This window comes from Rhodovarius sp. (assembly GCF_040399605.1).
In the GTDB taxonomy this organism is placed as follows: domain Bacteria; phylum Pseudomonadota; class Alphaproteobacteria; order Acetobacterales; family Acetobacteraceae; genus Rhodovarius; species Rhodovarius crocodyli_A.
The window spans coordinates 1-13,239 of sequence record NZ_JBBARU010000086.1; the positions used below are offsets into that span (position 1 = coordinate 1).

General features: G+C 66.0%; 11 protein-coding genes and 1 pseudogene. 9 read left to right on the forward strand and 3 right to left on the reverse strand.

The annotated features are described in order from the left end of the window. The 6 genes and pseudogenes from ABWP84_RS16145 to ABWP84_RS16170 all read left to right on the forward strand — a co-directional run. Positions 1-713: pseudogene (locus tag ABWP84_RS16145) on the forward strand (F0F1 ATP synthase subunit alpha); the annotation flags it as partial. Between the two features lie 6 nt (positions 714-719). Further along, positions 720-1,604 carry a F0F1 ATP synthase subunit gamma gene (locus ABWP84_RS16150; protein WP_353213062.1) on the forward strand — a complete coding sequence of 295 codons (885 nt, stop codon included), beginning with the start codon at positions 720-722 and terminating at the stop codon, positions 1,602-1,604. 12 nt (positions 1,605-1,616) lie between these two features. Beyond that, positions 1,617-3,044 (forward strand): F0F1 ATP synthase subunit beta, encoded by a 1,428-nt coding sequence (atpD, locus tag ABWP84_RS16155; RefSeq protein WP_353213063.1) that lies wholly within the window; start codon positions 1,617-1,619, stop codon positions 3,042-3,044. A gap of 84 nt (positions 3,045-3,128) precedes the next feature. After that, positions 3,129-3,539, forward strand: a complete 411-nt coding sequence (atpC, locus tag ABWP84_RS16160) for an ATP synthase F1 subunit epsilon (protein WP_353213064.1) — start codon at positions 3,129-3,131, stop codon at positions 3,537-3,539. A 44-nt stretch (positions 3,540-3,583) separates the two neighbouring features. After that, the gene (locus ABWP84_RS16165; RefSeq protein ID WP_353213065.1) at positions 3,584-4,411 is read left to right on the forward strand and encodes a ferritin-like domain-containing protein; all 828 of its coding nucleotides are present in this window, start codon (positions 3,584-3,586) and stop codon (positions 4,409-4,411) included. Between the two features lie 60 nt (positions 4,412-4,471). After that, positions 4,472-5,455, forward strand: a complete 984-nt coding sequence (locus ABWP84_RS16170; RefSeq protein ID WP_353213066.1) for a tripartite tricarboxylate transporter substrate binding protein — start codon at positions 4,472-4,474, stop codon at positions 5,453-5,455. A 97-nt stretch (positions 5,456-5,552) separates the two neighbouring features. Here the strand turns inward: ABWP84_RS16170 and ABWP84_RS16175 are convergent, their stop codons facing one another. After that, entirely contained in the window at positions 5,553-6,530 is a 978-nt protein-coding gene (locus tag ABWP84_RS16175) for an NADPH:quinone reductase (RefSeq protein WP_353213067.1), read from the reverse strand. 214 nt (positions 6,531-6,744) lie between these two features. On the opposite strand from ABWP84_RS16175, the gene ABWP84_RS16180 reads away from it, so the two are divergent. The 3 genes from ABWP84_RS16180 to pgi are packed head-to-tail and all read left to right on the forward strand — an operon-like array spanning position 6,745 to position 11,057. Then, the gene (locus tag ABWP84_RS16180) at positions 6,745-8,112 is read left to right on the forward strand and encodes a pitrilysin family protein (protein WP_353213068.1); all 1,368 of its coding nucleotides are present in this window, start codon (positions 6,745-6,747) and stop codon (positions 8,110-8,112) included. After that, complete coding sequence (locus ABWP84_RS16185; protein ID WP_353213069.1) at positions 8,109-9,389, forward strand: pitrilysin family protein; 1,281 nt, start codon at positions 8,109-8,111, stop codon at positions 9,387-9,389. Before ABWP84_RS16180 ends, ABWP84_RS16185 begins: the two co-directional genes overlap by 4 nt. 21 nt (positions 9,390-9,410) lie before the next feature. Then, entirely contained in the window at positions 9,411-11,057 is a 1,647-nt protein-coding gene (gene pgi, locus ABWP84_RS16190) for a glucose-6-phosphate isomerase (protein ID WP_408904283.1), read from the forward strand. Between the two features lie 5 nt (positions 11,058-11,062). Here pgi and ABWP84_RS16195 read toward each other — a convergent pair whose 3' ends face one another. Together ABWP84_RS16195 and ABWP84_RS16200 are read right to left on the reverse strand one after the other, a co-directional pair. Next, positions 11,063-12,559, reverse strand: a complete 1,497-nt coding sequence (locus ABWP84_RS16195) for an amidohydrolase family protein (protein ID WP_353213071.1) — start codon at positions 12,557-12,559, stop codon at positions 11,063-11,065. A gap of 88 nt (positions 12,560-12,647) precedes the next feature. Then, positions 12,648-13,239, reverse strand: a 592-nt coding sequence (locus ABWP84_RS16200) for a gamma-glutamyltransferase (protein WP_353213072.1), incomplete at its 5' end; no start/stop codon positions are given.

Consider the following 13,239-nt stretch of genomic DNA (forward strand, 5'->3'; position numbering starts at 1 on the left):
AGGCCGTCGCCTATCGCCAGATGTCGCTGCTGCTGCGCCGCCCGCCGGGCCGCGAGGCCTATCCGGGTGACGTCTTCTACATCCACTCCCGCCTGCTCGAGCGTGCGGCGAAGATGAACGAAGATTTCGGCCTCGGCTCGCTCACCGCTCTGCCGGTGATCGAAACCCAGGCCGGTGACGTCTCCGCCTATATTCCGACCAATGTGATCTCGATCACCGATGGCCAGATCTTCCTGGAGACCGAGTTGTTCTTCAAGGGCATCCGCCCCGCGGTGAATGTCGGTCTTTCGGTGTCGCGCGTCGGCTCGGCCGCCCAGATCAAGGCGATGAAGCAGGTGGCCGGCAAGATTAAGCTGGAACTGGCCCAGTACCGCGAAATGGCCGCCTTCGCCCAATTCGCCTCGGATCTCGACGCCTCCACCCAGGCCCTGCTGGCCCGCGGTGCGCGCCTGACTGAGCTGCTGAAGCAGCCGCAGTTCAAGCCCGTTCCGGTTGAGGAGCAGGTGCTGGCCATATTCGCCGGCACGCGTGGCTATCTCGATGGCATCCCGGTCAATTCCGTGGGTGAGTTCGAGCGCCGCATGCTCTCCGAGATCAAGGCCTCTGCGCCGGAGATCGTGGACGCCATCCGCAACGACCGCGAAATCAAGAAGTCGACCGAAGACAAGCTGGTCGCCTTCCTGGACGGTTTCGCCAAGTCCTTCGCGGCGTAATACCTGATGGCAAGCCTGAAAGCGCTTCGCCTGCGGATCAATAGCGTGAAATCCACGCGCAAGATCACGCAGGCCATGAAAATGGTGGCCGCCGCCAAGCTCCGCCGCGCGCAGAGCCAGGCTGAGGCCGCCCGGCCCTATGCCGAGCGTATGGCCCGCATGCTGGGCGCCCTGGGCGCTGCCGTTGTTGGCAGCCCCGATGCGCCGAGGCTGCTGGTGGGCACCGGTTCCGAGAAGACCTATCTGCTGGTGGTCGTCACCGCTGAGCGTGGCCTTTGCGGCGCCTTCAACACCAATGTCGCCCGCTTCGCCCGCAGCCGCGTCCGCGAATTGGAGGCGGCCGGCAAGACGGTCAAGCTGATGACGGTGGGCCGTAAGGGCGCTGCCTTCCTCAAGCGCGAATTGGCCAGCCGCTTCACCGCTGAGGTCAGCTTCGCCGGCCAAAAGCGGATTGGCTTCGAGGATGCCGCCGGTGTGGCCACCATGGTGACCACCATGCTGGCCGATGGTGATTTTGATGTTTGCGAACTGATTTATAATCGGTTCAAAAACGTCATCTCCCAGGTGCCAACGGCGCAGCGCCTCATCCCTGCACCACTGCCCGAGACGGCGGAAGAGGCCGCTTCGGGTGCACAGGCGCTCTACGAATACGAGCCGGCCGAGGAAGAGATTCTGGCAGCGCTGCTGCCGCAGAATTTGAGCATCCAGGTCTATCGCGCGCTCCTCGAATCGGGCGCGGGCGAGCAAGGCAGCCGCATGAACGCGATGGATAATGCCACGCGCAATGCCGGCGAGATGATCAAGAAACTCACGCTGAACTATAACCGCACACGCCAGGCCAACATCACCAGCGAGCTGATCGAGATCATCTCCGGTGCTGAAGCCGTTTAAGGAGCCGCTCCCATGAAGAACAATGTTGGCAAGATCACCCAGGTGCTTGGCGCGGTCGTGGACGTGCAGTTCCCCGAGGAACTGCCCGCCATGCTCAACGCGCTCACCGTGAAGATCGGCGATCGCACGCTGGTGCTCGAAGTGGCGCAGCATCTGGGCGAGCGCACCGTGCGCACCATCGCCATGGACACGACCGATGGTCTCGTCCGTGGCTCGGAAGTGACCGATAGCGGCGTTGGCATCTCGGTGCCCGTGGGTGCCGGCACGTTGGGTCGCATCATGAACGTCATCGGCGAGCCGATCGACGAGCGTGGCCCGGTGCCGCATGAGAAGACCTACACCATCCACCGCGCCGCGCCCTCCTTCGAGGATCAGGCGACGAGCGCGGAAATCCTGGTCACCGGCATCAAGGTGATCGACCTGCTCGCCCCCTACATCAAGGGCGGCAAGATCGGCCTCTTCGGCGGCGCCGGCGTGGGCAAGACGGTGACCATCCAGGAGCTGATCAACAACATCGCCAAGGGCCATGGCGGCGTGTCGGTCTTCGCTGGCGTGGGTGAGCGCACCCGCGAGGGCAATGACCTCTATCACGAGATGGTCGATGCCGGCGTCATCAAGCTCAATGATGGCAATACCGAAGGCTCGAAGGTGGCGCTGGTCTATGGCCAGATGAACGAGCCGCCGGGTGCGCGCGCCCGCGTCGCGCTCTCGGGCCTGTCCATCGCCGAGTTCTTCCGCGATGAGCAGGGGCAGGATGTGTTGTTCTTCATCGACAACATCTTCCGCTTCACCCAGGCCGGCGCCGAGGTCTCGGCGCTTCTGGGTCGTATCCCCTCGGCGGTGGGCTATCAGCCGACGCTGGCGACCGATATGGGCGCGCTGCAGGAGCGCATCACCTCCACGAAGAAGGGCTCCATCACCTCGGTGCAGGCCATCTACGTGCCGGCCGATGACTTGACCGACCCCGCGCCCGCCACCTCCTTCGCCCACTTGGACGCGACGACGACACTGAACCGCTCGATCGCCGAACTCGGGATCTTCCCCGCCGTGGACCCGCTGGACAGCACCAGCCGCGCCATGGACCCCCGCGTGGTCGGTGAAGCCCATTACAACACCGCCCGCGAAGTCCAGCGCATCCTGCAGACCTATAAGTCGCTGCAGGACATCATCGCGATCCTGGGCATGGATGAGCTCTCGGAAGAGGATAAGCTGATCGTCGCCCGGGCCCGCAAGCTGCAGCGCTTCCTCAGCCAGCCTTTCCATGTGGCTGAGGTCTTCACCGGCACGCCTGGCGTCTTCGTGAAGCTCGAGGACACCGTCCGAAGCTTCGCCGCGATCTGCAAGGGCGAATATGACCACCTCCCCGAAGCGGCCTTCTACATGGTTGGCCCGATCGAGGATGCGGTGAAGAAGGCCGAATCGCTCAAGCAGGCCGCCTGATAGCAGCCTTCGCAGCCCCGGGCCCTCGCCCGGGGCAAAAAGGGCGGCTTCGGCCGCCACTGATTTCTCACTTGGGGGCGTGACATGGCCACTTTCCAACTCGAACTCGTCTCGCCGGAGAAGCTGCTGCTCTCCCGCCAGGTCGATATGGTCATCATCCCCGCCGCCGAGGGTGAGATGGGCGTGCTGCCCGGCCATGCGCCGATGATCGTGGCGCTTCGCGGTGGCGCCATTCGCGTCACCGAAAACGGCCAGGTGACCGAGAGCCTTTTCGTCGCCGGCGGCTTCGCCGAGGTGACGCCTGAGCGGGTGACGGTGCTGGCCGATGAGGCAACACCGCTCTCCGAGATCAGCCGCGCCAATGCCGAAGCCCGCGTGGCCGAGGCTGAGGCCGAATACAACGCCGCCGCCATGGCAAGCCCGGAGAAGCGCGACGCCGCGATGGCGCGCCTGCTCTCCATGCGCAGCATGGCCACACTTGCCCAGGCATCGTAGGCGTCCGGCTTGAAACCAGGGCTTGGCGAGCGAACATCGCGTTCATGAAGCATTGGACCCTGGACGATATTGATTGGCACCGGTTTGATCCGGCATTGGTCGATCCTGAGATCGTGGCGCTGGTCAAATCAGCGGCCATGGTCGAGCGCAATGGTGATGATTACGCGCTCTACCTCAAAAGCGTCTTCGCTGACGATCCGGATTTCCGCGCTGCGGCGGATCTTTGGGCGGTTGAGGAAGTCCAGCATGGGGATGCGCTGGGGCGCTGGGCCAGCCTAGCCGATCCTAGCTTTGATTATTCCGGCTGCTTCCTCCGCTATCGCGCCGGCTACAAGATCGATGTTCGGGCCGATGCCTCGCGCCGCGGCTCACGTTCGGGCGAACTCGTGGCGCGTTGCATCGTAGAGACCGGCACTTCCAGCTATTACACTGCCCTGGCCGATGCCTCGGCCGAGCCCGTGCTGGTCCAGGTCTGCCGCCTGATCGCAGCCGATGAGTATCGGCATTTCAAGCTGTTCTATGATCATCTGCGGCGCTATCTGGCGCGCGAGAACCTCTCGCGGCTGGGGCGTTTCCAGGTGGCGCTCAGCCGCGCCACCGAAAGCGAGGATGACGAACTCGCCTTTGCCTATCACGTCTCCAATGAGCCTGAGGGTGCCAGCTACGACCATCAGCGCTGCATCGCCGGTTATATGGGCCGGGCCATGGGTTTTTATCGCCAGCCTCATCTCGACCGTGCCATGGGCATGATGTTCAAGGCGGTGGGGCTGCCGCCCCGGGGGATGCTCTCCTCCTGGGCCGGGCGGGCCGCCTTCCGCCTCGTGCAATGGCGCCATGGCCGCTACCAAAGGGTGCTGGCCAAACCGGCTTGAGCCCGGCGTGGCGCAGCCTGCGCCTTGCCCTCAGCAGCCAGCCCCGCTTCAATCCGTAGCATGTCACAGGAACCTCGCATGCGCTTCTCCCGCCGAACCACCTTGGCCCTTCCTGCCAGTCTCGTCGCCACTGCGGCGGGGGCGCAGGGCTTCCCCGACAGGCCGCTGCGCTGGATTGTGGGCTATCCCCCCGGTGGCGCCTCGGATGCCTTTGCACGGCTGATCGCGGGGCTCATGGCGCCCCGGCTGGGGCAGAATGTGGTGGTGGAGAACCGCCCCGGCGGCGGCGCCGTGCTGGCCAGCGAGACGGCGGCCCGCAGCCCGGCCGATGGCCTGACCTGGCTGCATGTCGATAACGGCATTCTGGTCTATAATCCCGCCCTCTATGCCCGCCTGCCGATTAACCCGGACACTGATTTCACCGGCGTGGGCTTCATTGGTCGGTTCCCGCTCTATCTGGTGGTGCGCGCCGATAGCCCCTGGCAGGATTTCGCCGCCTACCGGGCCGCCGCGCGTAGCCTCGCGCCCAATTACGGCACGCCTGCCGTGGCCAGCCCGCACCATCTGGCGATGGAAATGGTCAAGCGCCGCACCGGCCTTGATGCCCAGCATGTGCCCTTCCGTGGTGGCCCCGCCGCCATGCAGGAATTGCTGGCCGGCAATATCGAGAGCGTGGTGATCGATACCGCCACCGGCCTGCCCTTCATCGCCGATGGAAGGGTGCGGGCACTCTGCGTGCTGAGCGAGACGCGCTCCGAGAAGGCACCCGCCGTGCCCACGCTGCGCGAATTGGGCTTTGCCGAGGCCGTGGCCTATGGCTGGCAGGGCATGAGCGTGCCGGCCGCAACACCTGCGACAATCATCAACCGGCTGAGCGCCGAGATGATCGCCGCCATCCAGTCGCCGGAGATTTCAGGCCGGATGAGCACGCTAGGCATCGAATACCGGCCCTGGTCACCGGCCGAATTCAACGCTTTCGTGGCCGCCGAGAATGCGGTGTGGCGGCCGCTGATTCGGGAATTGGGTATTCGAATCGACGGCTGAGGGCCTGGGCCTGGGGCATCATCCGTTCAAACGGCATCGTTTGAACGGATAAAGATGTTCACCAAACACAAGCTTGGAGCCGCGAAGGCAACAGGCTCTAAATCTCCAACACCACATTGCCCATGGCGCTGCCCTGCTCCACCGCCTGATGCGCGGCGACGATATCGGCGAGTGTCATGCGCGCCGCCACCGCGTGCTGCAAAAGCCCCGCCCGCGCCCAGGCATTGAGCGCGCCCACCGCCCGGGCCCGGTCGGAATCGGTCAGTTCATAGACAATGAAAAACCGATAGCCGATGCCCGAGACGATATTGGGGAAGAAGGAGAGCGAGGCCTCTGGCCGGTTCGAGCCATACACCGCGACAAAACCACCCGGCGCCAGCAGGCCCGGCAGGGTCGCGGCATTGCCAGCAAGATCCAACTCGATCACCCGCTCCACCCCGCGCCCGGCGGTCAGCGCCTGCACCCGGGCCACCACATCCTCCGCGCGGTAATTGATCGTGGCATCCGCCCCCGCGGCCATGGCATGGGCGGCTTTCTCCGGCCCGCTCACGGTGGCCAGCACCTGCCTCGCCCCCAGCAGCCGGGCGAATTGGATGGCGTAATGCCCCACCGCCCCAGCACCGCCCTGCACCAGCACCGCCTGGCCTGCCACGCCGCCATCGGTCAGCACCGCATGCAGCGCCGTCAACGCCGGTATGCCAAAGCAGGCGCCGGCGGCGAAATCGGTATTGTCCGGCAATTCCACCGCCTGCGCGGCGGGGGCGCAAAAATACTCGGCCGCGGTGCCGAAGGCGCGTTTCCATTGGCCGTTCCACAGCCAGACGCGCTGCCCCACCCGGTCGGCCGGAACACCCTCGCCAACCGCCGCAATCACCCCAGCGCCATCACTATGGGGGATAATGCGGGCAAAGGCGGGCGCGCGGCCCAGGCGGGATTTCACATCCGAAGGGTTCACCCCACTCGCCATCACGCGCACCAGCACCTCGCCGGGCCCGGGGCTGGGCGTGGGCATCTCGCCCAGTGCCAGCACTTCGGCCGCAGGGCCGTTCTTCTCCCACCAGGCGGCGCGCATCATGCCATTGTGACCGGCAGGGCGGTGTTCGGGCGGTGTGGCATGGGGCTTAACTTTCCTGGCTGAGGCCCTGAAGGCGGGCTGCAAACATGCACCCACGCCCTGCCGCTGCAAAGCTGGGCTGGACTTCAACCTGTAACCCCGCTGAATTGCTCAGCGCCGAGGAAATCTCGCCGGCGGCATTCCCAAGCGGGCTGCCAAGCCCCATCTGTCAGGAATGCTGATTCTGACCCGACGCACCACCATCGCCGCCGCCCTTGCCGTGCCAGCCGCAGGCAGCCTGCCTGCCGCCGCCCAGGCCACGCCCCCTGCCGTAACAGAGCGCCCGCTCTTCGGCGCCAAGAGCTGGGTTCTGGGCAATGGGCTGAAAGTGGTGCTGGCGGAAAACCACCGCGCGCCAGTTGTCGCCCATTATGTCTTTTATGGCGCGGGCTCGGGTGAGGACCCTGCCGGCCTCTCCGGCATTGCCCATTTCATGGAACACATGATGTTCAAGGGCTCGGGCAATGTGCCCTCGGGCGATTTTTCTCGCCTCGTGGCGCGCGAGGGCGGGCAGGACAATGCCTTCACCTCACGCGATGCCACGGCCTATTTCCAGCATGTTGAAAGCTCCCGCCTCGCCCTGATGATGCGCATGGAGGCTGACCGCATGGCCGGCCCCGCCTTCAATCCCGATGAATTCGAGGCCGAGCGCAATGTGGTGCTGGAGGAGCGGCGGCAGGTGATTGAAAGCCAGCCGCGCTCGCTGTTTCAGGAGAGTTTCGATGCCGCGATGTGGGGCCGCCAGCATTGGCGCGGCCGCCCCATCATTGGCTGGCCGGAGGAAATCCGCGCCATTTCCCGCCAGGACATGCTGGATTTCTTCGCCGCCCGCTATTCGCCCAGCAATGCCACGCTGATCCTGGCTGGTGACGTGACCGAGGCTCGCGCGCGCGAATTGGCCGAGGCCACCTATGGCCTGGTGCCCACCCGCCCCTTCACTCCCCGCGCCCGCAACGCCACCCCCGCCGCCGCGGTGGAAGAGCGGCTTGAACGGCGCGAGGCCGCAACGCGTGAGGCCGTGCTGGTGCGCGCCATCGCCGCCCCCTCGATGACCTGGGGCGAGACCCACCACGCCCATCCGCTGGAGATTTTGGCCCATATCCTGGGCGGTGGCACCGGCTCGCGGCTGCATCGGGCGCTGGTGGAGAGCGGCCTCGCGGTCAATGCCAGCGCCGGCTATGATGGCGAGACGGCGGGGGCGGCGAATTTCACCATCTATTCCACCCTGCGCGCGCCCACGACGCGGGAGGCGCTGGAGGGCGCGGTGATGGCCGAGATCAAAAAACTCCTCGATGATGGCGTGAGCGAGGCCGAAACCGCCCGCGCCATCCGCCAGCAAACCGCCGGCGCGCTGCTGGCGCTGGACGGCATTGGCGCAGCACCGCGCATGCTCGGCGGCACCCTCTCCCTCGGCCTGCCGATTGAGGAGGCGGAATATTGGCCCGCCAGGCTCAGGGCGGTCACCCAAGCCCAGGTGAATGCGGCGGCACGCGCGGTGCTGGCCAATCCCCTCGCCACCACCGGCTGGCTGCTGCCGGCATGATCCCCAACGCAACCTCGCTGGCCGATCTGCCGCCGCGCGCCCCCTTCGCCCTGCCCATCACCATCATCGAGGAGGGGGGCATCACCGCCTGGCTGGTGGAGGACCATTCCGTCCCCGTCGTCTCGCTGAACTGGTCCTGGCGCGGGGGTTCCGCCTTCGACCCCATCGGCCATGAGGGCATGATGGCGCTGGCCGCCGCCATGCTGAGCGAGGGTGCCGGTGACCTCAACAATCTGGCCTTCGCCGATGCCGCGCGCGATGCCGGGGTCGCGATCAATTTCAGCGTGGGCCGCGATAGCACATCGGGCAGCCTGCGCGCGCTGAGCGATGCCCTGCCCGAGGCCATTCGCCTCGCCCGGCTGGCGATGACCGAGCCGCGGCTTGATGCGCGTGATCTCGACCGGGTGCGGGCACGCGCCATCGTCGGCGCCCGCCAGGCGACCGAAACGCCCCGCGGCATGGCCAGCCGCGCCTTCTGGGCCGCAGGCTTTCCCGGCCACCCCGCCGGCCGCAGTTCCAGCCCCGAAAGCTTCGCCGCCATCCCCGCAGCCGGCCTGACTGCGGCTATTGCCCGGCAATTCCGCGGCGAGGGCCTGCTGATCGCCGCCGCCGGTGCCATCACCGCGGCAGAACTGCGGGCGGCGATCAACGCCCTCTTCGGTGGCCTGCCGCGCGGTGCCCCGCCTTCCCTGCCCGAATTGCCGGCGCTGGCGCAATTCGGCCGCCAGGTGGTGGAAAAACCGGCCCCCCAATCGGCGGTGCAATTCGGCCAGAATGCCCCCCTACCCCATGATCCGCGCTGGGAACCCACCCAGGTAGCGTTGCGAATCCTGGGCGGCGGCGGCTTCTCCTCGCGGCTGATGAAGCTGATCCGGGAGGAGCGCGGCCTGACCTATGGCATTGGCGCGGGCATGGATGTGCTCTTTGGCCGTGGCGTGATCGTGGGCCAGGCGAGCACTGATAATCGCAACGCGGCCGATATGCTGGCCCTGCTGGAGCGAAGCTGGCGGGCCATGGCCAATGATGGGCCAACACAGGATGAACTGTCTGAGGCGGTGGATTTCCTCAACGGCTCCCTGCCGCTGCAATTCAGCGACAGCCGGCGCATCGCCGCCGGGCTTTTGAGCCTCATGCAGAACAACCGCACACCCGCCTGGCTGGCCGCCCGCCCCGCCCGGCTCTCCGCCCTGACGCGCGAGGATGTGGCCCGCGCCGCGCAGGGCTTTGGCGAAACACCGCTCTCGATCATAGTAGCCGGCCAGCCGATTGGCCTGTAGAAGCCTGCCATGGGTGACAATATGAGCGATGCATGGGCGGCGGTGATGGCCGCGGGACGAATGCCCCGCGCCGACGGCACTGCGCCGGACACTATCCGAGCCCTCTTCGCCGCCGATCCGCAGCGGTTTGAGCGCATGTCATTCCGCGCCGACAATATGCTGCTCGATATCAGCAAGACCGCAATTGACGCCCGCGCGATGGCCGCCTTGCTGGAATTGGCGCGCGCGGCCGGCGTTGAGGAACGGCGCGACGCCATGGCCAATGGCGAGCATGTGAACGTGACCGAGAACCGCCGCGCCCTGCATATGGCGCTGCGCGCGCCGGTGGGGGCCAGCCGCGCCTCGGGCGGGGCCGCGGTGGCGGCCGAGGTGCATTCCACCCTGGGGCGCATGCATGCCTTCACCCAGGCGGTGCATGGCGGCGCACTGCGCGGCGCCACCGGCAATCGCTTCACCCATATCCTGAATATCGGCATTGGCGGCAGTGATCTGGGCCCGGTGATGGCGGTGCGCGCGCTGATCAACCCGGCCTCGCCGATGCAGGCCCTGCATCTGGGCAATGTCGATGGCCATGGCTGGCGCGCCCTACTCGCCACGCTCGACCCCACCCGCACCCTGGTGCTCGTGGCCAGCAAGACCTTCACCACCCAGGAGACCATGGCCAATGCCGTTCTGGTGAAGGGCTGGCTGGCACAGACGCTGGGCGAGGACAAGGCGGCCTCGCATATGGCCGCGCTATCGACCAATATTCAGGCCTGCGCCGATTTCGGCATTCCCTCCGAACGGGTCTTTCCCTTTGGCGATTATGTGGGCGGGCGCTTCTCCATGTGGTCGGCCATCGGCCTCTCCCTGGCCCTGGCCCTGGGCTGGGACAGTTTCGAGCGGATGCTGGAAGGTGCGAGGGCGATGGACCTGCATTTCCTGCGCACGCCCTTGGCCGAGAACCTGCCGGTCCTGCTGGCACTCACCGAAATCTGGCATGTCAATGCGCTGGGCCTGAGCCATCGCGCGGTGCTGCCTTATGATGAGCGCCTGCGCCGGCTGCCGGCGCATTTGCAGCAGTTGGAAATGGAAAGCCTGGGCAAGCGCGTGACGCTGCGCGGTGAGCCGGTGCCACAGGCCACAGGCCCGGTGGTGTTTGGCGAGCCCGGCTCCTCAGCCCAGCACAGCTTCATGCAGATGGTGCATCAAAGCCCGCAGCCGGTGCCGGTGGATTTCATCCTCATCGCCCGGCCCGACCATCCCTGGACGCAAAACCATCGCATCCTGCTCGCCCATGGCCTGGCCCAGGCCGAGGGGCTGCTGGCGGGCAAGAATGCCGATGCCGTGCGAGCCGAAATGCGGGCCGCCGGCAGCGATGAGGCGGCGATCGAAAAGCTGGTCGAACACCGCGTCTTCCCCGGTGACAGGCCCAGCACCACCATCGTGCTGCCCCGGCTGGAATCCTTCACCTTCGGCCAACTCATCGCGCTGTATGAGCACAAGGTCGCGGTGCTCGGCGCGCTATGGGACATCAACCCCTTCGACCAATGGGGCGTGGAGCTTGGCAAGCAATTGGCCAATCCGCTGCTGGCCCAATTGGAGGAGCGGGTGGTGAAGCCCGGCCAGCATGACGGCAGCACGACCGGGCTGCTGCGCGAAATCCTCAAACTCCGCGCGGATGGCTGAGGCGTTCAGCCCCGCGCCACATAGCCATAGGCCAAGTTGCTCCGCCCCGGGCCATTCTCGGCATAATCGCGCTTGATCCGCGCCACCGGGTCATCCAGCAAATCAGCGCGGCGCTGGTAATTATACATCCGCGCCGAATTGCCGCCGAAGATCATGCTCTTGATCGGCCCATCCGCCGCCCCCAGCGGTGCGAAGCCATGGGCGCGCTGCATCGCTTCGGGAATCTCCAGCCGGCGCAGCGCCTCGATCTGCCATTGCGGGCTGCCGGTCCAGATCGCATCGGTGCCCCAGACCACATGATCCGCCCCCAGGCCACGGATCAGCGTGCCCATCAGCGCGGCGCATAGCCCAGGCTCTACCACCGTGGTCTGGGCGAAGATCTGGCCCAGATCGCCATAGACATTGTTCACGCCGAATTTCGCCGGAATTTCGGCCAAATCAGTGGTCCAATCCACCCGGCCGGTGCGGTTGAACTGGTCAATCCCCACCCCGGCCCCGCCACCACCCACCCAGCGATAGGCGGAGTGGTAGATCACGAAATTGATCTGCGGCCAGTCCTTGGCGGCGCGGCCCACATCATCGACCCCAGCAAAGGGCAGCAGATGCGGGAAGCGATTGGTCACCTGCTGCGGGTAGAGCCCCTTATGGACGCAGACGATATTGTTCCCCGCGCGCAGGATACGCTCATAAAACGGGTACATCAGCCGCTCATCATCCATCCGCCAGGGATATTGCGCGAGATGCTTGTTGGTGTTGTCGCCCACCGTATAGCCCTTCCAGCTATCGGGGCGCAGTTGCTCGATGCAGCGCTCCACCTCATCCATCCAGCCCGGCTGGCCTGGGGTGAAAATGGCATGGCTCATCACCCGGCGGGTGCCGGCGGCATCATTCACACGCTTGCGGGCATCAAACTTCATGTCATTGGTGAGGAACCAATCCTTCGGATCATCGGAGGGCGCGCCCGATATCATCGCCACCGAGGTGTCGGAATCCAGGAAGACCTCCTTGAACCAATTCGCCTCCATCAGGTCCTGGATGGTCTGCTCCCGCCCCACCAAAGCCGGGTTCCAGCCGGCCCGGCCGACTGAGCGCCGGGCCTCGACAAAGGTCATGATCCGCGTGTCGGGACGCAGGAAATGGGTGTGGACATCCATGATGAACTGGCCAGCCAGGCTGGATTGCCGGGCCGCAGCCGTATCTGCCTGCTGCGCCTCAGCCCGCGAGACGGTGTAGAGCGGGCCATAGACCTCGTTCATCGCCAGGAAGGCCGCCGCCATGCCCGAGGCGGTCTGCAGGAAACGGCGGCGGTCCAGCCCCTGCTTGGCGCCATAATCATCGGCCATCGCCTTGATCCGGGCCTCGACCTGCTTTTGCCGCTCGGTCTGCGGGCTGGGCCAGAATTCGTCGGAACTGATCACCTGGGTCGGGATGGGTGAGGGGAACATCACCTCATCAGCCGGCCGCAATGCGTTCAGGTCATCATCGGTGAGAAATCCGCCCATGTCGCTGCATCCTGATCTGTGACGCTTAGGTCATGATGATCGGGGCCTTGGCGTGATTTCAAGTGAATTTCATCCGCGCGGCGGCGGCTTACTCGGCCACAACCAGCCCCTCGCGCCGGGGGTCTGCCGCGCCGTTAAGCACGGGCGGGTTGCCGGGCTGGATCCGGATCAGGTTCAGTCCCGAGGGCATTGCCATTGTCACCACCGGCAGGCCGCGCTCCTGCAGCAGGGCAGCCAGGCTGGCCACCGCCGTGCCCGCCTCCAACTCCACCGCATTGTTCATCGGGCCCACATGCGGCAGCCCCGCCGCCAGCGCCGGCTCCATGCCCCAATCCAGCAGCGCCACCAGCGACTGCGCGACATAGCCAATAATCCGCGCCCCGCCGGGTGAGCCGGTGATGGCCACCAGCCTGCCCTGCGCATCAAACACCAGCGCCGGGGACATGCTGGAGCGCGGCCGCTTGCCCCCCGCCACCCGATTGGCCACGGGAAAGCCATCGATCTCCGGCCGGAAAGAGAAATCGGTCAATTGATTATTCAGAACAAAGCCACCCACGCCGATATGGGCGCCGAAATTGCCCTCCACCGTCGTGGTCATCGTTACAGCATTGCCGCGCGAATCGAGCACCGAGAGATGCGCGGTGCCCGCCTCGGGCTGTGGCGGCTGGGTGGCGCGGGGC